16 protein-coding genes are annotated in these 23,477 nt (G+C 66.3%); 9 read left to right on the forward strand and 7 right to left on the reverse strand.

Features of this window, described 5'->3' with window-relative positions:
- Positions 1 to 24 precede the first annotated feature (24 nt).
- Complete coding sequence (metG, locus tag U5A52_RS23815) at positions 25 to 2,178, reverse strand: methionine--tRNA ligase (protein WP_321936476.1); 2,154 nt, start codon at positions 2,176 to 2,178, stop codon at positions 25 to 27.
- A gap of 453 nt (positions 2,179 to 2,631) precedes the next feature.
- Positions 2,632 to 3,285 carry an OmpA family protein gene (locus tag U5A52_RS23820; RefSeq protein WP_321912722.1) on the reverse strand — a complete coding sequence of 218 codons (654 nt, stop codon included), beginning with the start codon at positions 3,283 to 3,285 and terminating at the stop codon, positions 2,632 to 2,634.
- A gap of 318 nt (positions 3,286 to 3,603) precedes the next feature.
- Here U5A52_RS23820 and apbC point away from each other — a divergent pair, with 318 nt between their 5' ends.
- The 5 genes from apbC (at position 3,604) to U5A52_RS23845 (ending at position 9,243) form a co-directional block, all read left to right on the forward strand.
- Positions 3,604 to 4,692, forward strand: coding sequence for an iron-sulfur cluster carrier protein ApbC (gene apbC, locus U5A52_RS23825; protein ID WP_321912721.1), 1,089 nt, complete (start codon positions 3,604 to 3,606; stop codon positions 4,690 to 4,692).
- A 149-nt stretch (positions 4,693 to 4,841) separates the two neighbouring features.
- Positions 4,842 to 5,396 carry a superoxide dismutase family protein gene (locus tag U5A52_RS23830; RefSeq protein WP_321912719.1) on the forward strand — a complete coding sequence of 185 codons (555 nt, stop codon included), beginning with the start codon at positions 4,842 to 4,844 and terminating at the stop codon, positions 5,394 to 5,396.
- A 172-nt stretch (positions 5,397 to 5,568) separates the two neighbouring features.
- On the forward strand, positions 5,569 to 6,138 hold the full coding sequence (gene dcd, locus U5A52_RS23835) for a dCTP deaminase (protein ID WP_028207739.1): 570 nt from the start codon (positions 5,569 to 5,571) through the stop codon (positions 6,136 to 6,138).
- A gap of 81 nt (positions 6,139 to 6,219) precedes the next feature.
- Positions 6,220 to 8,499 (forward strand): arginine/lysine/ornithine decarboxylase, encoded by a 2,280-nt coding sequence (locus U5A52_RS23840; protein WP_321912717.1) that lies wholly within the window; start codon positions 6,220 to 6,222, stop codon positions 8,497 to 8,499.
- Positions 8,500 to 8,517: 18 nt separating this feature from the next.
- Positions 8,518 to 9,243, forward strand: a complete 726-nt coding sequence (locus tag U5A52_RS23845) for a lysozyme inhibitor LprI family protein (RefSeq protein ID WP_321936477.1) — start codon at positions 8,518 to 8,520, stop codon at positions 9,241 to 9,243.
- Between the two features lie 12 nt (positions 9,244 to 9,255).
- Here U5A52_RS23845 and U5A52_RS23850 read toward each other — a convergent pair whose 3' ends face one another.
- The 3 genes from U5A52_RS23850 to U5A52_RS23860 form a co-directional block, all read right to left on the reverse strand.
- The gene (locus U5A52_RS23850; protein ID WP_321912713.1) at positions 9,256 to 10,185 is read right to left on the reverse strand and encodes a bestrophin family protein; all 930 of its coding nucleotides are present in this window, start codon (positions 10,183 to 10,185) and stop codon (positions 9,256 to 9,258) included.
- Positions 10,186 to 10,441: 256 nt separating this feature from the next.
- Positions 10,442 to 11,848 carry an argininosuccinate lyase gene (gene argH, locus U5A52_RS23855; RefSeq protein ID WP_321936478.1) on the reverse strand — a complete coding sequence of 469 codons (1,407 nt, stop codon included), beginning with the start codon at positions 11,846 to 11,848 and terminating at the stop codon, positions 10,442 to 10,444.
- Between the two features lie 128 nt (positions 11,849 to 11,976).
- Positions 11,977 to 12,801: a helix-turn-helix transcriptional regulator gene (locus tag U5A52_RS23860; protein WP_321912710.1), complete on the reverse strand. Its 825-nt coding sequence runs from the start codon at positions 12,799 to 12,801 to the stop codon at positions 11,977 to 11,979.
- Between the two features lie 200 nt (positions 12,802 to 13,001).
- On the opposite strand from U5A52_RS23860, the gene U5A52_RS23865 reads away from it, so the two are divergent.
- On the forward strand, positions 13,002 to 13,766 hold the full coding sequence (locus tag U5A52_RS23865) for a class I SAM-dependent methyltransferase (protein WP_321936479.1): 765 nt from the start codon (positions 13,002 to 13,004) through the stop codon (positions 13,764 to 13,766).
- A 91-nt stretch (positions 13,767 to 13,857) separates the two neighbouring features.
- Here the strand turns inward: U5A52_RS23865 and ppc are convergent, their stop codons facing one another.
- On the reverse strand, positions 13,858 to 16,959 hold the full coding sequence (gene ppc / locus U5A52_RS23870) for a phosphoenolpyruvate carboxylase (protein ID WP_321936480.1): 3,102 nt from the start codon (positions 16,957 to 16,959) through the stop codon (positions 13,858 to 13,860).
- A gap of 545 nt (positions 16,960 to 17,504) precedes the next feature.
- Between ppc and hemC the strand changes: the two genes are divergently transcribed.
- From hemC to U5A52_RS23885, 3 genes are read left to right on the forward strand one after another with little or no spacing between them, the layout of a single operon-like run.
- Positions 17,505 to 18,557: a hydroxymethylbilane synthase gene (gene hemC / locus U5A52_RS23875; RefSeq protein WP_321912704.1), complete on the forward strand. Its 1,053-nt coding sequence runs from the start codon at positions 17,505 to 17,507 to the stop codon at positions 18,555 to 18,557.
- A complete protein-coding gene (gene hemDX, locus U5A52_RS23880; protein WP_321936481.1) occupies positions 18,554 to 20,725 on the forward strand; it encodes a fused uroporphyrinogen-III synthase HemD/membrane protein HemX in 2,172 nt (723 codons plus the stop codon). Before hemC ends, hemDX begins: the two co-directional genes overlap by 4 nt.
- Positions 20,726 to 20,728: 3 nt before the next feature.
- A complete protein-coding gene (locus U5A52_RS23885) occupies positions 20,729 to 21,928 on the forward strand; it encodes a heme biosynthesis protein HemY (RefSeq protein ID WP_321912700.1) in 1,200 nt (399 codons plus the stop codon).
- A gap of 86 nt (positions 21,929 to 22,014) precedes the next feature.
- Here U5A52_RS23885 and U5A52_RS23890 read toward each other — a convergent pair whose 3' ends face one another.
- A complete protein-coding gene (locus U5A52_RS23890; RefSeq protein ID WP_321912698.1) occupies positions 22,015 to 23,334 on the reverse strand; it encodes an MFS transporter in 1,320 nt (439 codons plus the stop codon).
- Positions 23,335 to 23,477 lie beyond the last annotated feature (143 nt).

Raw genomic sequence — 23,477 nt, forward strand, 5'->3', positions numbered from 1 at the left:
CGTGGCGTTTGCGCTTGATTCGCCTTAACGCACGCGCATGCCCGGCTTGGCACCCGAATGCGGTTCGAGAATATACAGCCCCGGTTCGGCCTTCTCGTCGGCCGCGGAGGCCGCGAGCACCATGCCTTCGGACATGCCGAACTTCATCTTGCGCGGCGCGAGGTTCGCGACCATCACGGTGAGCTTGCCCTTGAGGTCTTCCGGCTTGTACGCGGAACGGATGCCCGAGAACACGTTGCGCGTCTTTTCTTCGCCCACGTCGAGCGTGAGTTGCAGCAGCTTGTCCGAACCTTCGACGATATTGCAGTCGACGATCAGCGCCACGCGCAGGTCGATCTTCGCGAAGTCGTCGATGGAGATGACTTCGGGCGTTGCATCGGCGGCAGGCTTCTTTGCTTCCTTGGCAGCCTTCGACTTCTTGCTGGCGTCCGCAGCCGCTGCGGCGGGCGCATCGGTTGCCTGCAGCGAATCGCGGTTGGCGGCGAGCAGCGCTTCGATCTGCTTCGGATCGACGCGCGTCATCAGGTGCTTGTACGCGTTGATCGGCTGTTGCGACGACAGCGCCTTGCCTGCATCGGCCCACGTGAGCGGCTCGATGCCGAGGAACTGCTCCACGCCTTGAGCGAGTTGCGGCAGCACCGGCTTGAGCGCGAGCGAAAGCAGGCGGAACGCTTCGAGGCTCACACTGCAGCTTTCGTGCAGCGCCACCGCGTTGGCCGGATCCTTGGCCTGCTCCCACGGCTTGGCCGTGTCGACGTAACCGTTCACGGCGTCGGCGAGTTCCATCGTCTGGCGCAGCGCGCGGCTGTATTCGCGTGCTTCGTAGTGCGCAGCGATTTGCGGAATCGCCGCGCGCAGTTGCTCGAGCAGCGGATGATTCATCGCGCTATCTTGCACGCGGCCTTCGAAGCGCTTGATCAGGAAGCCCGCCGCGCGGCTCGCGATGTTGATGTACTTGCCGACGAGGTCGCTGTTCACGCGCGCCTGGAAGTCTTCGAGGTTCAGGTCGAGGTCTTCCATCGTGCTGTTGAGCTTCGCGGCGAAGTAGTAGCGCAGCCACTCGGGGTTCAGGCCCGTGGTCACATAGCTTTCCGCCGTGATGAACGTGCCGCGCGACTTCGACATCTTCGCGCCGTCCACGGTCAGGAAGCCGTGCGCGAACACGTTGGTCGGCGTGCGGTGGCCCGAGAACTGGAGCATGGCCGGCCAGAACAGCGTGTGGAAATACAGGATGTCCTTGCCGATGAAGTGGTACTGCTCTGTTTTCGAACCGGCCTTCACCCAGGCTTCGAAGTCGATGCCGCGCTGCTCGCACAGGTTCTTGAAGCTCGCGTAATAGCCCACCGGCGCGTCGAGCCACACGTAGAAGTACTTGCCGGGCGCGCCCGGAATCTCAAAGCCGAAGTAGGGGGCATCGCGCGAGATGTCCCAGTCGGCGAGCTTCGATTCGCCCGAGTCGCCGAGCCACTCGCGCATCTTGTTGGTCGCTTCCGGCTGAGCGAGTCCGCTCACCCAGCCGCGCAGGAAGTCTTCGCAGCGCGGGTCCGAGAGGCGGAAGAAGTAGTGCGTCGAGGTCTTGCGGATGGGCGTTGCGCCCGAGACCACCGAGTACGGATTCTTCAGGTCGGTAGGCGCGTAGGTGGAGCCGCACACTTCGCAGCTGTCGCCGTACTGATCCTTCGCGCCGCACTTCGGGCACTCGCCCTTGATGAAGCGGTCCGGCAGGAACATGTTCTTGACCGGATCGTAGGCCTGCTCGATGTCGCGCGTCTCGATGAAACCCGCTTCCTTGAGCGCCAGGTACACCGACTCGGAGAGCACGCGGTTCTCTTCGGAGTCCGTGGAGTAGTAGTTGTCGAACGACACGCCGAAGCTGTCGAAGTCGCGCTTGTGCTCTTGCCAGACGCGCGCGATCAACTGCTGCGGCGTGAGGCCTTCCTTCTCTGCGCGCAGCATGACGGGCGTGCCGTGCGTGTCGTCGGCACCGACGTAGTAGACCTCGTGGCCATGCATTCGCAGCGCGCGAACCCAGATGTCCGTCTGGATGTACTCGACCAGGTGGCCGATATGGATCTGGCCGTTGGCGTAGGGCAGAGCAGACGTAACGAGAATCTGGCGGCGGCCGCTTTGATTGGCATGCGCGCCGGCTGCTGCGAGGTCGGTGGCGGGTGCTGACATAAGTGAGGGGAAGTCCGATGTTGCGGGGGGAAAGGGCGATTTTAGCAGGGCGGACGCAGCACCGTTCGGCCAGCAGGTGCGCGCTCGTATGCGCCATGCCTCGTGCGAACGCGGGCCGCGCGAGCAACGGCTATGTTGCGTTGCACAAATCAGGGCCAAAAAAAACCGGGGCAAGAATGGCCCCGGAGCAACAACGACAAGAGGAGAATGGTGACGCGGCGGCACTGCCGCACACGTACCGTAAAGACAGACAGCGCGATTTCCCGAGAGTTCGAAAATTTTTTTCGATTCTCTGCCAGCGCTTTGAAACAGGCGTCCAGCAACGGCTTCACCGTGCGGCTTCGAGCCGCGCAAAATGCAAACGGGACGGCATGACTGCCGCCCCGTTGATGTGTCGCTGTTTTTTCTGCACAGTTGCCGGCAACGCCGTTCCCGGCAACTGCGTCGGCCGGCTTAGCCGCCCTGGTGCTGCGCCGTTGCGCGCAGGTAGATTTCCACGCGGCGGTTCGCGGCGCGGCCGGCTTCCGTGCTGTTGTCGGCGATCGGCTGGGTGTCGCCGCGGCCCTCGGCCGACATGCGCTGCATCTGGATGCCGCGCGAGGCGAGGTAGTTCACTACGCTCTGCGCGCGGTTGGCCGACAGCGTCTGGTTGTACGCGGGCTGGCCGGTGCTATCCGTATGACCCACGACTTGCGCCACGACTTCCGGGTTCTGCTGGAGCGTCTGCGCGACCTCGTCGAGCACCGGTGCGAACGACGGCTTGATCGCGAAGCTGCTGGTGTCGAAGGTCACGTTGCTCGGAATGTTGAGCTTGAGCGAGCCGTCCGGCTGCTCGGTGATCTGCGTGCCCGTGCCCTTGGTCGAGCCCGACAGCTTGTTCTTGATGTTTTGCCAGTTGTAACCGGTGACGCCGCCGACCAGCGCGCCCGCGCCTGCGCCGATCGCCGCGCCCTTGCCGCCGCCGAAGATCGCGCCGATGGCCGCGCCCGTGCCTGCGCCGACACCGGTGCCGATAGCCGTGTTGGTGCCCTGTTGCGTCGCGCAGCCGGCGACGAGCGCGCCGGCAATGGCGAAGACGGACAGGCGAGTCAGGATTCTTGTGTTCATTTGCTTTCCTTTCTTGAGTGGAACGGACGCTGCCCGCGGCGTTCGCGGCCCCGCATGCGAACAGGGTCTTCGAACGGCGCGCGGCGGCAGCTACTACAATGACGCCTTGAGGTTAGCGCCGCCAGGCGAAAAGCCGCTGGATTGCAGCTTCGAAAGCACCTGGCCGGCATACGAAATCGATGCTGCCGCGAAGCGTGCCCTTTCGGGCAATTTTGCGCAATGCAGCTTAACAATTTCTTTCGATTTCCGGCGCGTAGGCGATCAGTCCTCACTCGGACAGGCGAAAACGCAGACCGGCATTCTCCCCACGGAGTTTCAATGAGCATAGATCGGGCTTTGGTCGACGCCGCGCTCGCGGCCTTGACGGATCCGAACACGGGCCATCCCTACACGGTGGCCAAGGGCGTGCGCAACGTCACCGTCGAAGGCGATACGGTCGGCGTCGAGGTCGTGCTCGGCTATCCGGCGAAGAGCCAGTTCGAGGCCGTGCGCAAGCAAGTCGAGGCGGCGCTCGCCGCGGTGCCGGGCGTGCAGGCGAGCCGCGTCGCGGTCAGGAGCGAGATTACCGCGCATACGGTGCAACGCGGCGTGAAGCTGCTGCCCAATGTGAAGAATATTGTCGCCGTCGCCTCGGGCAAGGGCGGCGTGGGCAAGAGCACGACCGCCGTGAATCTGGCGCTGGCGCTCGCGGCCGAAGGGGCGTCTGTGGGCGTGCTCGACGCGGACATCTACGGCCCCTCGCTGCCGATGATGCTCGGCATCGAAGGCCGCCCCGAGTCGCCCGACGGCCAGTCGATGAATCCGCTCGAAGGCCACGGCGTGCAGGCCAACTCGATCGGCTTTCTCGTCGAGCAGGACAACCCGATGGTCTGGCGCGGCCCGATGGCGACTTCGGCGCTCGAGCAATTGCTGCGTCAGACGAACTGGCGCGAACTCGACTATCTCGTGGTCGACATGCCGCCGGGCACCGGCGACATCCAGCTCACGCTCTCGCAGCGCGTGCCCGTCACGGGCGCCGTGATCGTCACGACGCCGCAGGACATCGCGCTGCTCGACGCGAAGAAGGGCCTCAAGATGTTCGAAAAGGTGGGCATTCCGATTCTCGGCATCGTCGAGAACATGGCCGTGCACATCTGCTCGAACTGCGGCCACGCCGAGCATGTCTTCGGCGCGGGCGGCGGCGAGCGCATGGCGAAGGAATACGGCGTGGAAGTGCTCGGCAGCCTGCCGCTCGACATCGCCATTCGCGAGCAGGCCGATTCGGGCAACCCGACCGTCGTGGCCGCGCCGCACGGGCCGGTGGCGGAAATCTATCGCGCCATTGCGCGCCGCGTGGCGATCCAGATTGCCGAGCGCGCCCGCGACATGACCTCGAAGTTCCCGACCATCGTCGTGCAGAACACCTGAGGCCCGGTGTGCGCCGCGGCGCTTGTGCGGCGCCCCGCGCATGGGGACAGATAGGCGCGCGGCGCGCCGCGTGCGCGGTATCATGTGGGCTTCATCGGGTCCGGTATGGCGGCAGCAACGGGGCTGCCGCCGCCCGGCAAGAGGATCGCATGGATAAAGGACACGACAGGCAAGCGGGGAATGCGCACGTCGTCTGGAGGATCGCGCTCGTCGCGCTGTGCAGCAGCGCGCTGCTTGCGGGCTGCACGAGCTTCATGGGCCAGCAGGACAAGCGCGCGAACGCGCAGCTGCTGCCCACCGTCGGCAGCCAGGTGCGCGGCACGGTTTCGTTCGTCGAGCACTCGGACGGCGTGCAGGTGAGCTACAACCTCGCGGGCCTGCCGCCCGACAGCGATCACGCATTGCAGGTGCACGAGCGCGGCGACTGCAACGCCACCGACGCCTCGAGCGCCGGCGCCGTGTTCGCGCCGGCCGCGGAGCACCTGAAGGCCGGCGCGCGCGTGGAAGGGGACCTCGGCAACATCCACGCGGATTCGAATGGCGTGGCGACGGGCTTTATCGTCGCACCCGACGTCTCGCTCGACGGCGTGCGCTCCGTGCTGCAACGCGCGGTGATCGTGCATCGGGACGCCATCGACCCCTATGCCTACCCGCAGCGCGGCACGGGCCCGGCGCTCGCCTGCGGGCTGATCCGCGCCGAGTGAGCGCGGCCGAATGTGGCTGAGCGTGGCTGAATGCGACATTTGCGGCCGCGCGAAGCGTAGTTCCAGGCACGCCGATCCACATCGCGTAAAATAGGCGCCTTTCGCACGCGGCGCCCGCCCGGTGGGTCCGTCCGCATGCATTCCCGACCCGATTTCTCGTTAAGTAGCGAACATGGCAATCAAGTCCGACAAGTGGATCCGGCGCATGGCCGAAGAGCAGAAGATGATCGAGCCGTTCGTGCGCGATCAGGTCCGGATGTCGGAAGACGGCCGCAAGATCGTGAGCTACGGCACTTCGAGCTACGGCTACGACATCCGTTGCGCCGACGAATTCAAGATCTTCACGAACATCAACTCGACCATCGTCGATCCGAAAAACTTCGACGAAAAGTCGTTCGTGGACTTCAAGGGCGACGTCTGCATCATTCCGCCCAATTCGTTCGCGCTCGCGCGCACGGTCGAGTATTTCCGCATTCCGCGCAACGTCCTGACCGTGTGTCTGGGCAAGTCCACCTATGCGCGCTGCGGGATCATCGTGAACGTCACGCCGTTCGAGCCCGAGTGGGAAGGCTACGTGACGCTCGAATTCTCAAATACGACACCTTTGCCTGCGAAAATCTACGCGAACGAGGGTGTGGCTCAAGTGCTGTTCTTCGAAAGCGATGAGATCTGCGAGGTCTCGTACGCGGATCGCGGCGGCAAGTATCAAGGCCAGCACGGCGTCACCCTGCCGAAGACCTGACGCACACAACCACCGGACACAACGACATACGGGGACCGCTGCGCGTTATATGCAGCGGTCGTTTCTTTTGGAGAATCGCCCATGAAGTTTCGTTTTCCCGTCGTCATCATCGACGAAGACTTTCGCTCCGAGAACATCTCGGGTTCCGGCATCCGGGCACTGGCCGAAGCCATCGAGAAAGAGGGCGCGGAAGTCCTCGGGCTGACGAGCTACGGCGACCTCACGTCGTTCGCGCAGCAGTCGAGCCGCGCGGCCTGCTTCATTCTCTCGATCGACGACGACGAGCTGCTGCCCTACGTGGAAGGCTCGGATGGCGAAGCGCCGGAGCACGCGCCCGCGATCGTCGCACTGCGCGCGTTCATGGAGGCGGTGCGCAAGCGCAACGCCGACATCCCCATCTTCCTGTACGGCGAAACGCGCACCTCGCGCCACTTGCCCAACGACATCCTGCGTGAGCTGCACGGCTTCATTCACATGTTCGAGGACACGCCGGAGTTCGTCGCGCGTCACGTGATTCGCGAAGCGAAGGTGTATCTCGACGCGCTCTCGCCGCCGTTCTTCAAGGAACTCGTGAAGTACGCCGACGAAGGTTCGTACTCGTGGCACTGCCCGGGTCACTCGGGGGGCGTCGCGTTCCTGAAGAACCCGCTCGGCCAGATGTTCCACCAGTTCTTCGGCGAGAACATGCTGCGCGCCGACGTCTGCAATGCGGTCGAGGAACTCGGCCAGCTGCTCGATCACACGGGTCCGGTGGCGGCTTCGGAGCGCAACGCCGCGCGTATCTTCAGCGCCGACCATGTGTTCTTCGTGACCAACGGCACGTCCACGTCCAACAAGATCGTCTGGCACGCCACGGTCGCGCCGGGCGACATCGTGCTGGTGGACCGCAACTGCCACAAGTCGATCCTGCACGCGATCACGATGACGGGTGCGATTCCGGTGTTCCTCACGCCCACGCGCAACAACTTCGGCATCATCGGCCCGATTCCGCGCGACGAGTTCAAGCCGGAAAACATCCGCAAGAAGATCGAAGCGAACCCGTTCGCCCGTGAAGCGCTCGCGAAGAACCCGAATCTGAAGCCGCGCATTCTGACGATCACGCAGAGCACGTACGACGGCGTGATCTACAACGTCGAGATGATCAAGGATCTGCTCGGCGACATGCTCGACACGCTGCACTTCGACGAAGCGTGGCTGCCGCACGCCGAATTCCACGAGTTCTACCAGGACATGCACGCAATCGGTGCGGGCCGTCCGCGCACGAAGGCGCTCGTGTTCGCCACGCACTCCACGCACAAGCTGCTCGCCGGCATCTCGCAGGCTTCGCAGATCGTGGTGCAGGACTCGGAGGACAGCGCGTTCGATCGCCATCGCTTCAACGAGGCGTATCTCATGCATACGTCCACGAGCCCGCAGTACGCGATCATCGCGTCGTGCGACGTGGCCGCGGCGATGATGGAAGCGCCGGGCGGCCCGGCACTGGTAGAAGAGTCGATCGCCGAAGCGCTCGACTTCCGCCGCGCCATGCGCAAGGTCGACGCCGAATACGGCGACGACTGGTTCTTCCAGGTCTGGGGTCCGGACGAGCTGGCCGAGGAAGGCATCGGCTCGCGCGAAGACTGGATGCTGCGCCCGAACGACCACTGGCACGGCTTCGGCGCACTCGCCGAAAACTTCAACATGCTCGACCCGATCAAGGCGACCATCGTCACGCCGGGTCTGGACGTGGACGGTGAATTCGGCGACACGGGCATTCCGGCCGCGATCGTCACGAAGTATCTGGCCGAGCACGGCATCATCGTGGAGAAGACGGGTCTCTACTCGTTCTTCATCATGTTCACGATCGGCATTACGAAGGGCCGCTGGAATTCGATGGTCACCGAACTCCAGCAGTTCAAGGACGACTACGACAACAACCAGCCGCTGTGGCGCGTGTTGCCCGAGTTCGTCGCGCAGCATCCGATGTACGAGCGCGTGGGCCTGCGCGATCTGTGCCAGCAGATCCACAGCGTCTACCGTGCCAACGACATCGCGCGCCTCACGACCGAGATGTACCTCTCGAGCATGGAGCCTGCGATGAAGCCTTCGGACGCCTTTGCGAAGCTCGCGCACCGCGAGATCGACCGCGTGCCCGTGGACGAACTCGAAGGCCGCGTCACGTCGATCCTGCTCACGCCGTATCCGCCGGGCATTCCGCTTCTGATTCCGGGCGAGCGCTTCAACAAGACGATCGTGAATTACCTGAAGTTCGCGCGCGAGTTCAACGAGCGCTTCCCGGGCTTCCACACCGACATCCACGGGCTCGTGGGCGAGACCATCAACGGCCGTATCGAGTATTTCGTGGATTGCGTGCGCGACTGAACGCGCGAGGGCAGGGCAATGTTAGGTGGTTCATCGGCGCGGCTAACGCGTTTCTTTGCTGCGACGGGCTCGGCGCTGTCGCTGGTCTCGGTGGCCACGGTGCTGTTCGCCGTGGCGCCGGCGGCGCACGCCGAGGTCGCGGCGGCCGATCCGATCGACACGGCCATGCGCACGTGCCTCGCGCGCGCGGACCGGTCGTCGACGGCCGGGCAGATCCAGTGCATGGACGACGCGCGCAGCGCGTGGCGCACGGCCGCCGGCACCGCCCTCACGCAACTGCTCGCGAAGTTGCCGCCCGCGCAGCAAAAGCGCTGGCAGCTGAGCCAGCAGAAGTGGGTGGCCTGGCGCGACGCCGAGGACACCATGCTCGGCGCTGCGTTCGCGACCACGAGCGGCAGCACCTACCCGCTCTACGAGGCGGACATGCGCCTGCAACCGGTGCGCGAGCGCGCGCTCGCGCTGCGCAACCAGGCGGCCACATACAGCGGCGACACGCCGCAGGCGCGCGCCTGCAGCGCCGACGCGCGCTGCGAGCACGTGAGCTACGACCTCAATCGCTACTACCGTCAGCTGTATGCGCGCATGCCGAAGCACGCGCGGCCGACGCTCGCGCGCGCACAAAGCGATTGGCGCGCGTATCGCGACGCGACCACGCCGCTCATCGACGAGCATGCGCGGCTCGATCTGCTAGGCGGGCGTCTTGCGACCTTGAAGCGTCTGGCCGAGACGGTGAACAACCACTGAGGCCGCGGCTGTTCAGTCGATGATGAACTGCTCCGGCGCACGCGCCGGCAGCGACGTGGGCTCGCCCATCAGGTCGTGCAACGCGACCTCGATGCCGGAAGACATCATGTTGAGTGCGAGGTCGTTGTCCTCGGTGCCGAACGGGTCCTCGAGCTGCGAGGCGATCGCCTCGTGGGCCATGAACGCGTAGGCCACGAACACGGCGAAGATCGGCGTCAAACCGCCAATGCTGTCGACGAGGCCGAACGGCAGCATCGCGCAGAAGAAGTACACGGTGCGATGAATCATCACCGTATAGGCGAACGGCAGCGGCGTGGAGACGATGCGCTCGCAACCGCCGATCACGTCTGAAATTCCATTGAGATTGTGCTCGAACGCGAGCACCGCGTAGCCGTCGAGGCGCCCTTCGCGCGTCTCGCGCCGGACCCATTCCGAGGCGCACAGCATGAGCGTGGCCGGCCGGTAGCGCGAGGCCATCACGCGCTCGAACAGTGCAAGCGGCAAGCGTGCTTCGAGATCGGCGCGCGGGTCGGTGTTGCGCAATTGATGGCGCAGCGCATGCGGCAGCGCGGCAAGCATTCCGGCCAATTCACGCGCTCGTTCGCGCGTGGCGGCTTCGTCGCCGTTGCGAGGCAGCGTGAGCGCCTCGCGCACCAGCGAGCGCGTTTCGTTGAGCATTTGCCCCCACAGCTTGCGGCCTTCCCAGTAGCGGTCGTAGCTCGCGCTGTTGCGAAAGCCGAGAAACACCGCAAGCGCGATGCCGATCAGCGAAAACGGCACCGTGCTCAGGTTCACCGTGAGCTTGAGGATGTGATCGTGCGCGGCCACCGCGATGATCGAGAGGACCAGCACGATGAACAGGCGCGGCAGTAGCTGCGGCAACACGGAGCCGCGCCACGCGAGCAGCATGCGGAACCAGTGGAGGTGAGGGCGGACGATCATGGAAGCAGGGAGTGGAAGCGAAGACAAAACCTGACGGAGCAATACGTCAGTATGGCGCGGGATCGTAGGCCATGGCGTGCGACTGCCGGGCGCACACTTCCGGCATTTTGCTGCGGGTACAGCGCGTTGTCATGCGCGCTGTCATCCGCCTCGTCATGCGATGCGCCGCCGCAAAAACAAACCGGGCGCGCGACAGGGTCCGTCGCGCGCCCGGTTGGCCTGCGAGTGCGGGCGCTTGGCGCCCGCCAGGCTTCGCTTACTTGAGTGCCGCGCGCGCCGCTGCGATGGCCGCACGCACCTGCTCGGGCGCGGTGCCGCCCGCATGGTTGCGCGCCGAGACCGAGCCTTCGAGCGTCAGCACTTCGAACACGTCTTCGGCCAGCAGGTGCGAGACGGCCGGCAGTTCGCGGCGCATCTCGTCGAGCGTGAGGTCGGCGAGATCGCAGTTGCGGTCCACGCAGATACGAACGGCGTGCGCCACCGCTTCGTGCGCGTCGCGGAATGGCAGGCCCTTCTTGACGAGGTAGTCGGCCAGATCCGTGGCCGTGGAGAAGCCTTGCAGCGCTGCCGCGCGCATGGCCTGCTCCTTGACCGTGATACCCGCCACCATCTCCGCGAAAATGCGCAGCGTGTCCGCCACCGTATCGACGGTGTCGAACAGGGGCTCCTTGTCTTCCTGGTTGTCCTTGTTGTACGCGAGCGGCTGGCCCTTCATGAGCGTGAGGAGCGCCATGAGGTGGCCGTTCACGCGGCCGGTCTTGCCGCGCGCGAGTTCCGGCACGTCCGGGTTCTTCTTCTGCGGCATGATCGACGAGCCCGTGCAGAAGCGGTCGGCCAGGTCGATGAAGCCCACACGCGGGCTCATCCACAGCACCAGTTCTTCCGAGAAGCGCGAGACGTGCGTCATCACGAGCGCGGCGGCTGCCGTGAATTCGATCGCGAAGTCGCGGTCGGAGACGGCGTCGAGCGAGTTCGCGCAGATGCCGTCGAAGCCCAGCGTCTTCGCCACGGCGAAGCGGTCGATCGGGTAGCTCGTGCCCGCGAGCGCCGCCGCGCCCAGCGGCAGACGGTTCACGCGCTTGCGGCAGTCCACCATGCGCTCGGCGTCGCGCGTGAACATTTCCACGTAGGCGAGCAGGTGATGGCCGAACGTGACCGGCTGCGCCACCTGCAGGTGCGTGAAGCCGGGCATGATCGTGCCCGAGTGCTGTTCAGCGAGATCGAGCAGCGCGCCGCGCAGGTCGCCGAGCAGGCCGCCGATGCGGTCGATCTCGCCGCGCAGCCACAGGCGGATGTCGGTCGCGACCTGGTCGTTGCGCGAGCGGCCCGTGTGCAGGCGCTTGCCCGCGTCGCCGATCAGGGCGGTCAGGCGCGCTTCGATGTTCAGGTGCACGTCTTCGAGGTCGAGCAGCCACTCGAATTCGCCGCGCTCGATCTCGCCCTTGATCTTCGCCATGCCGCCCTGGATGGCGGCGAGGTCGTCGGCGGAGATGATCTTCTGCGCGGCCAGCATCGACGCGTGCGCGAGCGAGCCATCGATGTCGACCAGCGCGAGACGCTTGTCGAAGAAGACCGACGACGTGTAGCGCTTGACCAGCTCCGACATGGGTTCGGAGAAGCGAGCCGACCAGGCTTCGCCTTTTTTGTGCAGTTGGGACGTCATGGTGATGGGGCGTGAACGAGCGTGATGAGCGTGAAAAAGCGCGGGCCGCGCGGCGCGTTACGTCTCGCACGGCATGAAAGACCACAATTTTAACATCGGGCGCTTGCCGGGCCGTCGCCAGGCCGCGCTCAAAGCCGCACCAGCACCACGAGCTTGAGATCCTCGCGGTGAGCGGGCTTGAAGGTGATCTGGTCGTAGGCAATGCGGCCATGGCGCGGATGGTTGAACTCGCGCCGCCCGCCCTCGCGCTCGAACACGTCCTGCGAGGCCCAGAAGCGCGTGAACTCGTCGCTCGCGGCGATCAGCGAATCGATCAGCGCGCGCGTGGGCGCATCGTTCAGATGGCGGATCGAATCGGCGCGGAACTCGGCGGCCAGACGCCGCGCGCGCGTTTCCCAGTCCACGATCAGCTCGCGCCCGAGCGGCTCGGTGAAGGTGAAGCGCAGCAGGTTGCGGTCGTGCTCGCCGTCGAGCCAGCCCGTGAAGAGGTCCGCCGCATGGGCGTTCCATGCGAGCGCGGTCCACTGGCGGTCGAGCACGTAGGCGGGCGCGTCGACGAGCTTCACCGTCTGCAAAAGCGTGGCGGGGGCGTCCGCGGCGGTGGCCGGGTCGGGCTCGGCGGGGTCGCGCTGCGCAGCCAGTTCGAACAGATAGGCGCGCTCGGCGCGCGAGAGCCGCAGCGCGACGGCAATGCGCGCGAGTGCGTCCGCCGAAGCCGAAACAGGGCGGCCCTGCTCGATCCACGTGTACCAGGTCGGGCTCACGCCGCACAACTGCGCGACTTCTTCGCGGCGCAGGCCGGGCGTGCGGCGGCGCGGACCGGGTGGCAGGCCGACCTCCGCGGGCGAGAGACGCTCGCGATGGGCGCGGATGAATTCGCCGAGCGCGCGGGCGGGCGTCGCGTCGAGGGTCTTGGCGGAGCCGCTGGCGGCGGCGGGCGTGTCGAGGCTCATTGGGTGTGGGGCAGGTGGCGGCGATACCAGAATAATCGCTTAACTTGTACTGGTACAGAACGGGCTCTATTGTAGCGTCTGACGCGGCGACGGGCCGCCACGTCAGACCGCCCGGAGATTGCAGCACCCGCTACGCGCAGCGCTCGACGCTTCGCGCCCTACATAAAGCACCGCATAAGAACCCGCAAAAGGAGCATGCGATGAAGCATCACGATCAGGTCGCCGACGCATTCGGCTCGACCGCCGCCGCCTACCTCACGAGCCAGGTCCACGCGAGCGGCGCGGATCTGGAGAACCTCGCCGCGACCTTCGCGGCCACCTGCGGCAATGCGACGGTGCTGGACATGGGCTGCGGCGCGGGCCACGCGAGCTTTGCCGTGGCGCCGCACGTGCGCGAAGTCGTGGCCTACGACATCGCCCCGCAGATGCTCGCCACGGTTCAAGCCGCCGCGAAGGAGCGCGGCTTGACGACGGTGCGCACGCAGCAGGGCGCGGCGGAAACGCTGCCGTTCGCTGACGCGAGCTTCAACTGGGCCGTGAGCCGCATGAGCGCGCATCACTGGCGCGACGTGCCGCGCGCGCTGGCCGAGGTGTACCGCGTGCTCAAACCGGGCGGCCGGCTGAAGTTCATCGACATCGCGGGCATCGACGATCCGCTTTACGACACGCATATTCAGGCGATCGAACTGTTGCGCGACGCTTCGCACATTCGCGACTATCGCGCCGACGAGTGGATTGCGATGCTGGATGCCGCCGGCTTCGAGGCGAAGGTGAGCGAGCGCTGGCGCATCGCACTCGACTTCGATTCGTGGGTCGCGCGTATGCGCACGCCGCCCGAGCGCGTGACGGCGATCCGCTCGATGTGGGAGCGCGCGCCCGATGAAGTGCGCCAATACTTCGATGTGCAGAGCGATTTCTCGTTCAAGCTCGACGCGCTGATGATCGAGGCGACGCGGCGGGACTGACCACCCGTTGCGGCAACAAAAAACGGCGTCGTGCCCGCGAAGGCACGACGCCGTTTGTCCATGAGCACGGCGCGAACGCTTGACCCGTCGCTTAACCCGTATTGCGCAGCCCCGCCGCAATCCCGTTGATCGTCAGATGAATCCCGCGCTGCACGCGCGGGCTCGGGTCGCCGGCGCGATAACGCTTGATCAGCTCCACCTGCAAGTGATTCAACGGATCGAGGTACGGGAAGCGGTTCTTGATCGAGCGTGCGAGCAGCGGGTTGTCGGCGAGCCGTTCGGCCGCCCCCGTGATCTCGCCGAGCACCTTCGTCGTGCGCTCCCATTCGGCCACGATGCGCTCGAACACGAGCTTGCGCAGCTTCTTGTCGGCCACGAGCTGCGCGTAGCGCGACGCCACCGCGAGGTCGGTCTTCGCGAGCGTCATGTCCATGTTCGAGAGCAGGTTCGCGAAGAACGGCCAAGTCTTGTACATCTTCTTGAACATCGCAAGGCGGCGCGCGCGCTCGGCGTCGCTGCCCGCATCGTCGAGGTATGAAGACACCGCGCTGCCAAAGCCGTACCAGCCCGTGAGCAGCAAGCGGCACTGGCCCCACGAGAAGCCCCACGGAATCGCGCGCAGGTCGTCGATCTTGCGGTTCTTCGGGTCCTGCAGCTTGCGCGAGGCCGGACGGCTGCCGATGTTGAGTTCCGCGATTTCCGTGATCGGCGTCGAGGCAAAGAAGTAGTCGGTGAAGCCGGGCGTCTCGTACACGAGCGAACGGTACGCGGCCATTGCGGCGTCGGAGAGCTGCTGCATCGTCTCTTCGAAGGCGGGCAGTTGATCGGGCGCGTTGCCCGCGCCGCCCATTGGCAGCAGCGTCGCTTCAAGCGTCGCGGCAATGACCGTTTCGAGGTTGCGGCGCCCGATCTCCGGATTGCCGAACTTGCTCGCGATGACTTCGCCCTGTTCCGTGAGGCGGATCTGGCCTTCCACCGTGCCCGGCGGCTGCGAGAGGATCGCGTTGTAGGTCGGGCCGCCGCCGCGGCCCACCGTGCCGCCGCGGCCGTGGAACAGACGCAGCGTGATGCCGCGCTGCTTGTACAGTGCGACGAGCGCCAGCTCCGCGCGATACAGCTCCCAGTTCGACGTGAGGAAGCCGCCGTCCTTGTTGCTGTCCGAGTAGCCGAGCATGATTTCCTGCTCGTTGCCCTGGTGCTCGACAATGCCGTCGATGCCCGGCAGCGCGAGCAGGTCGCGCATGATGCCCGGCGCGTGGCGCAAGTCGGGAATCGTCTCGAAGAGCGGGATCACCATCAGCGCGGCCTTCGCGGGGTCTTCCGCGTGGCCGAGGCGCCCGCTCACGAGGCCGGTTTCCTTTTGCAGCAACAGGACTTCGAGCAGGTCAGAAACCGTTTCGGTGTGCGAGATGATGTAGTTGCGCACCGCGCGCGCGCCGAACTTCTCGCGCGTCACGCGCGCCATTTCCAGCACGCCCAGCTCGCTCTTCACGAGGTCCGAATAATCGAGGTACGGCGAGCGCAGCGTGCGCGGGTCGGCGAGCTGCGCGAGCAGCACGATCTGCTTGTCTTCTTCCGAAAGCGCCGCGTAGTCGGCTTCGACGCCGGCGCGCGCGAGCAGCTCCGTAATCACCGCTTCGTGAATGTCCGAGCTTTGGCGCAGATCGATCGAGGCGAGATGGAAGCCGAACACGTCGACGGCGCGCATGAGCGGCGCGAGACGCGTGGTCGCGAGCGACGCGCCATGATGCTCGGCAAGCGAATCCATCAGGATATGCAGGTCGCGCGAGAACTCATCCGCATCGGCATAGGGCTTCGCGCGCACCGGCGCGGCGTTGCGGCCCGCGCTGCGCACGGCCACCACGCCTTCGCCCAGGCGCACGCGTGCGCTGGCGGCGAGGCGCGTGTACACGCCGATCAGCGCGCGGCGATACGGCTCGTCCACGCGGTGCGGCGACTGGTCGGGCGAGGCTTCGGCCAGCGCCTTCAGTTCATCGCTTGCTCCCGCGAGCAGGTTCGACACCGAAAGCTCGGCGCCCAGACGGTGCACCTCGTCGAGGTAATGCTGGAGGATCACCTGCGCCTGGCGCTCGCTCGCTTCTTCGAGCGTGGCGGCGGTGACGTTCGGGTTGCCGTCGCGGTCGCCGCCAATCCAGCTGCCCATCTGGAAGAACGCGGGCAGGCGCGCCGAAAGGCCGTGCTCCTTCAACTGCGTTTCGATCTCGCTGTAGAGCGCGGGGATCTCGGTGAGGAAGGTCGTGTGGTAATACGAAAGCGCGTTCTCGATTTCGTCGCCCACAGTCAGGCGCGAGTCGCGCAGCATGCGCGTTTGCCAGAGCGAGGTCACGCGTGCGCGCAGCAGTTGCTCGTTGTGCTCGAGTTCGCGATGCGTAAGCGGCTGGTCGCGCTCGGTGAGCAGGCGTGCGATGTCGTGCTGCGAGTCGAGCGTGCTCTTGCGCTGCACTTCGGTGGGGTGCGCGGTGAGCACGGGCACGATCAGCGCGTCGTTGAAGAACTGCTGGAGCACCGGCGTCGCGGCGGAGCCCGCTTGCGCGAGACGTTCGAGCGAATGGGCGATGGTGCCTGCCTGCGGAGCCGAGCCCGCGAGGTCGTGAATGCGGCGGCGGCGATTGCGGTGGCGATCTTCAGCGATGTTCGCGAGATGCGAGAAGTAGCTGAACGCGCGCACGACGCTCACGGTCTGCTCGGGCGAGAGCGCGCGCAGCTGCTTTTCCAGCGCGAGCGCGTCGGCGTTGTCGTCCTCGCGGCGAAAGCGCACCGAGGTCTGACGAATGGTCTCCACCACGTCGAACACGGCGTCGCCTTCCTGCTCGCGCAGCACGTCGCCGAGCAGGCGGCCCAGGAAGCGGATGTCTTCGAAGAGCGGCTGGTCCTTGTCGTCGCGCGCGCGGCCGTTGCGCGAGACGCCGGCGCCCGCTTTCGGGGCTTTCGCCGCCTTCGGGGCCTTCGTGGCTTGAGCGGCCTTCGGCGTCTTCACCGCCTTTGCTGCCTTGACGGCCTCGGCGGCCTCTTTGGTCTGGGTCGCCGGTTTGGTCGTGACGGATTTCGTGGTCTTCGTAGTCTTCGTCGTTTTCGCCGGTTTCGTGGACGGCGTGGCCGGTGCGGCCTTCGAAGTTGCGTTCTGCGATGCGGTGTTGCGGCGCTCTGCGCGCGCCGAGCCTGAAGACTTCACGATGTTTTCCTTGAGGCTTGCCAGGATATGGGCAGGTTAGTCGGAGAACTACCAACTGCATGGCCGCGGCGCGTGCCGGGCCGTGTACTGCGGGTGCAACCTGGAGAGGGTGGAAGGTGCCACCCTGCGTGAGCCGTGCGGATAGTGCAGAGGCGGTGCGGGCCGCCAAAGGCGGTGCGCCGGGTGCAGGCGTTGCTGGAGAGTGCGCCGCTGCGAGCGCGTACGCAAGCCGAAGCGCCACCGCGGCGATGGCCGCAGCCATGCGGGCTGCGCATGCGCCACACGCGCACCCTGCGCGCGCCAGTCACGCAGCCTCTTCGGGCCGCCGTGTCCATGACGTATCGCCAGTGGCCGGCTCGCGGCGCATTGCGTACCAAATTGCCTACGATGAATACAGTAGGCGCCGCGTGCAACGCCAGAGTCTCTTCCTTGCCGCCGCCCGCGCCTTCCCAGCCTGTCCCTGCGGGGAGGCGGTAAAAAGGGCGCGTGCTAACATTGCCTGTTATCCGATCCTGCTTTTCATCCCGTCATTCGATGTACTTGCCATGAACTCCGAGACGTTATCCGCGCCCATGCCCCGCACCCTGGTGATCGCTTCGCGGGAGAGCCGCCTCGCGATGTGGCAGGCAGAGCATGTGCAAGCTGCGCTGCACAAATTATATCCAGCCTGCGACGTGAAAATTGTTGGAATGACGACACGCGGCGATCAAATTCTCGACCGCACGCTTTCGAAGGTGGGCGGCAAGGGTCTTTTCGTGAAGGAACTGGAGCAGGCGCTGGCCGAGGGCCGCGCCGATCTCGCGGTGCACTCGCTCAAGGACGTGCCGATGGAGTTGCCCGAAGGCTTCACGCTCGCGGCCATCATGGAGCGCGAGGACCCGCGCGACGCGTTCGTCTCCAACGACTACGATTCGCTCGCCGCGTTGCCCGCGGGCAGCGTGGTGGGGACGTCCAGCCTGCGCCGCGAGTCGATGATCCGTGCGCGCTATCCGCATCTCGACGTGAAGCCGTTGCGCGGCAATCTCGACACGCGCCTCGCCAAGCTCGATCGCGGCGACTACGCGGCCATCATTCTCGCGGCTGCGGGCTTGAAGCGTCTTGGCCTCGGCGCGCGCATCCGTGCGCTCATCGAGCCCGAGGACAGCTTGCCGGCGGCGGGCCAGGGCGCGCTCGGCATCGAAATCCGCGCGGACCGCGCCGATATCGCCGCATGGCTCGCGCCGCTGCACGACGACGCCACCGCGAAGGCAGTCGAGGCCGAGCGCATGGTTTCGCGCGCACTGGGCGGCAGCTGCACGGTGCCGCTCGCGGCCTACGCGCAGTGGCACGACGGCATGCTCGCGCTGCGCGGCACGATCGCCACGCCCGACGCGAGCCGTGTGCTCGCCGCGCAGGAGGCCACCGCGGCGTCCACGGTCGACGAGGCCGTCGCGCTCGGCCGCCGCGTTGCCGACGACCTCATCGCGCAAGGCGCGCTCGAGATCGTGCGCGCGCTCGCGGATGCGGCCCAGGCCGCCGACGGCCCGAATACGGCGCCTCAAACGGGCGCTGCCATGAACAACCCAACCGGCACGGGCGAAGGCCCGGCCTCCCGATGATGGCCGGCCCCTGGCAACCGCGCGGCAACGCCGGCCAGCCCGACGAGTGGGGCGGCCCTGGCGACGCCTCCACCGGCGCGAAGCGCGCGTCGTCGGCAAGCGCGGGTAGCGGCAGCACGCCGTTCACCGTCGTCATTACCCGGCCGGCCGGTCAGTCGGATGGGCTCGCCGGGCGGCTCGCGCAGCGCGGCATGCGCACGCTCGACTTCCCGCTCATCTCCATTGCGCCCGTGACCGACGAAGCGCCGTTGCGCGCCGCGCTCGGTGCGCTCGAACGCTATGCGCTCGTCGTGTTCGTTTCGCCGAACGCAGTCGATCGCGCGTTCGCATGCTATGCCTCGGTGTCCTCGATCTGGCCGCCCGCGCTGCCCGTTGCCGTGGTCGGCCCGGCGAGCGTGGCCGCGCTCGAGCGTCACGGCGTGGCCGAGCCCGAGCATCGCGTCGTGAGCCCTGCGGGCGCGGGGGAAGAAGAGCCTGCGCGCTTCGATTCGGAGTCGCTTTACGCGGCGCTCGAGAAGACCTTCGGCGCGGACGCCTTTGCCGGCAAGCGCGTGCTGATCGTGCGCGGCGACGGCGGCCGCGAGTGGCTCGCCGAGCGTCTGCGCGAAGCGGGCGCCGAGGTGGAGACCGTAGCGGCTTACCGCCGTGTCGTGCCCGAGCCGCCCATCGCCACGTGGACACAGGTGCACGCGCTGCTCGAAGGCGCGCCGCACGCGTGGCTCGTCACGAGTTCCGAGGGCGTGCGCAACCTCGACGAACTCGCGCGCGAGCACCTCACGGCGGGCGAGATCGTCGAACTGCGTCATGCGCCGCTCGTCGCGCCTCACCCGCGGATCGCCGAGACGGCGCGCTCAATGGGTTTTGATAGGATTACGGTGTCCGGCGCGGGCGACGAACGCATCGTCGAGACGCTGCTAGGCCTCGCTTCTTCCGTTGTTCAACCGGTTCAGAACACTCCGGCCCAGACGCCGGCCAACCCACGCATGACAGATTCGAACAACTCAAGCAGCACAGCAAACCAGGGTGCCGTCGCCACGGGCGCGGCGGTTTCCTCCGGCGCGTCGGCTTCGGCCAGCGCGTCGGCGCGGCCGTCGTATGCGTCGTCGGGCACGGGGTCTTCCGCGCCGCTGACCCAGCCGCCGGGCCCGGCACGCCGCGGCGCGGGCTCGGCGCTGCTGTGGCTCGTCGTGGTGCTGATCGCGGCAGGCGCAGGAGCGGGCGGCTACGCGCTCAACCGCAAGCTCGACCGGCTCGACACGCAACTCGCGCAGCGCCAGCAGGCAGGCGAGCAGCAGATCGCCGCGCTGCGCGCACGCACCGACGAGGCCGTCTCGGGTGCGCAGCAGCTCGACAAGCAGATCGCCCAGCTCGAAGGCAAGATCGCCGACGCGCAGACTTCGCAGCAGGCGCTCGCGCAGCAATACGCCGATCTTTCGAAGAGCCGCGACGACTGGACGCTCGCCGAAGTCGGCCAGATGCTCTCGAGTGCGAGCGAACAGCTCCAGCTCACGGGCAACACGCAGCTCGCGCTCTTCGCGCTGCAAAGCGCGGACACGCGCCTCGCCGCTTCGGAGAACGCGCAAGCCATCGCCGTGCGCAAGGCCATCGCGCAGGACATCGACAAGCTCAAGGCCGCGCCGTCCACGGACCTCACAGGCCTCGCCATCAAGCTCGACACCGCGCTCGGCCAGATCGACTCGCTGCCGCTCTCGGGCGAAGCGATCGTCGCGCATACGAAGCCCGAAGCTGCGCAGCCCGCCGATGTCGCAAAGGTTGCCGCGGCGACCAATCAGGCGAAATGGAAGGTGTGGATCGACACGTTCGTCGACGGCGTGGGCAAGCAGATCGCGAGCCTCGTGCAGGTGCGCCGCATCGACAACGCGGACGCCATGCTCGTGTCGCCCGATCAAGGCTACTTCGTGCGCGAGAACCTGAAGCTGCGTTTGCTCTCGGCGCGCCTCTCGCTGCTCTCGCGCAACCAGGACACGCTCAAGTCCGACCTCGCGGCCGCCGACGCCACGCTTGCGCGCTACTTCGACGGCGCCTCGAAAGACACGCAAACCGTGCGCGATCTGCTCAAGCAAGTGAACGACGGCTCGGCCGCCGTCGCGCTGCCCACGCTCGACACGAGCCTGAAGGCGATCCAGCAATACCGGAGCCGGGGGTAAGACATGGCGATCCGTGGACTCCTCTGGCTCGCGCTTCTCTTCGCGATTGCCGTCGCGCTTGCGACCGTCGGGCGCTTCGACACCGGGCAGGTGCTGCTCGTCTATCCGCCGTATCGGGTAGACGTCTCGCTCAACCTGTTCGTGGTCGGCATCGTGGTGGCCTTCCTGCTGCTGTACGCGATCCTGCGTTTCGCGCGCAACATCGTGACGATGCCGCGCCGCGTGGCTGCCTACCGTGCACGCATGCGCACCGAGAAGGCGAACTCGGCGCTGCGCGACGCCGTGGGCAATCTCTACGCGGGCCGCTTCTCGCGCGCCGAGAAGGCCGCGCGCGATTCGCTCGCTGACATCAAGAACACGAGCGCCGCGGGCCTGATCGCCGCGACGGCCGCGCATCGTCTGCATGAATACGCGCGCCGCGACGAATGGCTCACCCAGGTCGACGACCCCGACCTGCAGGAAGCGCGCCTCATGGCGACCGCCGACATGCGCGCCGACGGCCGCGACGCCGATGGCGCGCTCGCCGCGCTCACCGAAATGCGCACGCAGGGCGGCCGCCGCATTCACGCTCAGCAGATCGCACTGCGCGCCCAGCAGCAGCTGAAGAACTGGAGCGAAGTGCTCAAGCTCGTGAAGACGCTGGAAAAGCGCGAGGCGCTGCACCCGGCCGTGGCCGTGCGTCTGCGCCAGCTCGCGGCGGAAAACCTGCTGCGCGATCGTCGCCACAACGCCGACGCGCTGCTCGAACTGTGGCAGTCGCTCTCGAACGTCGAGCGTCACTCGCCGCGTCTGGCCGATTGCGCCGCCGAACTGCTGATCGCGCTCGATCGCCAGGCCGACGCGCGCAAGATCGTCGAGGAAGCGCTCGCGCAGAACTGGGACGCGCGCCTTTTGCGCCGCTATCCGGACACGGCTGGCAGCGACGCGCTGCCGCTCATCCAGAAGGCCGAGGCGTGGCGCAAAGAGCGCCCGGAGGACGGTGACCTGCTGTTCGCGCTGGGCCGCCTGTGCCTGAAGCAGCAGCTGTGGGGCAAGGCGCAGTCGTTCCTCGAAGCCGCGCTCAAGTCCGCCGACGCCACGCAGAACGAGCCGCTCAAGATCCGCTCGCATCGCGCGCTCGCGCGCCTGCACGAGCAGCTCGGCGACGGCGACAAGGCTGCGTCGCACTATCGGGAAAGTGCGCTGTCGATGAACGTGGTCTAAGGAAGCTCACTGCAAATCCGAAGTCCCAACGAAAACGGCCGCCTGCAAAACAGGCGGCCGTTTGTTTTTGGAGAACCCGGAACGCTTCAGCGATTCACGAGTTTCGCCGGTGCGGAAAGTGCGAGCAAACCGCCCAGGATCATGAACGCTGCGAGCATGTACATGCCCGAATCGTTGGCCTTCGTGGCCTCCTTGAGCCAGCCCACCGCATACGGGCTCAGGAAGCCCGCGAGATTGCCGATCGAGTTGATGAGCGCGATGCCGGCCGCCGCCGCTGTGCCCGAGAGCCAGGCCGTGGGCAGGCTCCAGAACAGCGGCAGCGTGGTCAGAATGCCGATGGTCGCGATGGTGAGCGCCGTCATGGCGAGCGTGGTGTCGTGCGCCCAGGTGACCGAGAGCACGAGGCCGATCGCGCCGATGACAGCGGGAATCGCGATGTGCCAGCGGCGCTCACGCGTGCGGTCGGCGCTCTTCGCGAAGAGCACCATGCCGACCACGGCCGCCGCGAACGGAATCGCCGAAAGCAGGCCGATCGTGAGCGCGTCTTTCACGCCCGTCGCCTTGATGATGGTGGGCAGCCAGAAGCTCACGCCGTAAAGGCCCATCACGAACGAGAAGTAGGTGAGGCTCATGACCAGTACGCGCGGGCTCGTGAGTACGCTCATGAGCGGCGGGTCTTCCTTGGTGGCATCTTCGGCGGCGATGTTGCGTTCGAGCAGCGCGCGCTCTTCTTCGGTGAGCCACTTGGCTTTGCCGATGCGGTCGTCGAGCACGAAGAACACCAGCACGCCGACGATCACCGAAGGCAGCCCTTCGAGCAGGAAGAGCCACTGCCAGCCCTGCCAGCCATTCGCACCGTCGAAGGACTTGAGAATCCAGCCCGACACGGGCCCGCCAATCACGCCCGAAAGCGCAATGGCCGTCATGAACCACGTGGTCATGCGCCCGCGCCGATGCGCCGGATACCAGTAGGTGAGGTAGAGGATGATGCCGGGGAAGAAGCCCGCCTCGCACAGGCCGAGCAGAAAGCGCATCACGTAGAACATGGTGGGCGTGGTGACGAACATCGTCAGGATCGAGACGAGGCCCCACGTGACCATGATGCGCGCGATCCACACCCGCGCGCCCACGCGATGCAGGATCACATTGCTTGGGACTTCGAACAGAAAGTAACCGACGAAGAAAATGCCCGCGCCGAAGCCATAAACCGCATCGGAGAGATTGAGCGCCGAACTCATCTGCAGCTTGGCGAAGCCCACGTTCACGCGGTCCAGATACGCGACCACATAACACAGCATGAGAAGCGGAATGAGCCGCCACGCGACTTTGCGATACGTGGCTTCCTCGAAGGCGGAGGGCGGTGCGCCCGCTCCCGCTTGCGGCAGGTGATTCGCTGGACTGGCCATGGTGTCTCCTTTGTCGACCGGAGATGGCGCTCCGGTCCCATGCAGAGCAAGATCTTGCTCGTTGGCGTGTTTGTTGTATTGCCGCCGTGTTATGGCGGGTATTCGACGCGAAAGCACGACCATTCTATACGCGCCGCCGTGGC

Source organism: Paraburkholderia sp. J8-2, from assembly GCF_905220195.1.
GTDB lineage: Bacteria > Pseudomonadota > Gammaproteobacteria > Burkholderiales > Burkholderiaceae > Paraburkholderia.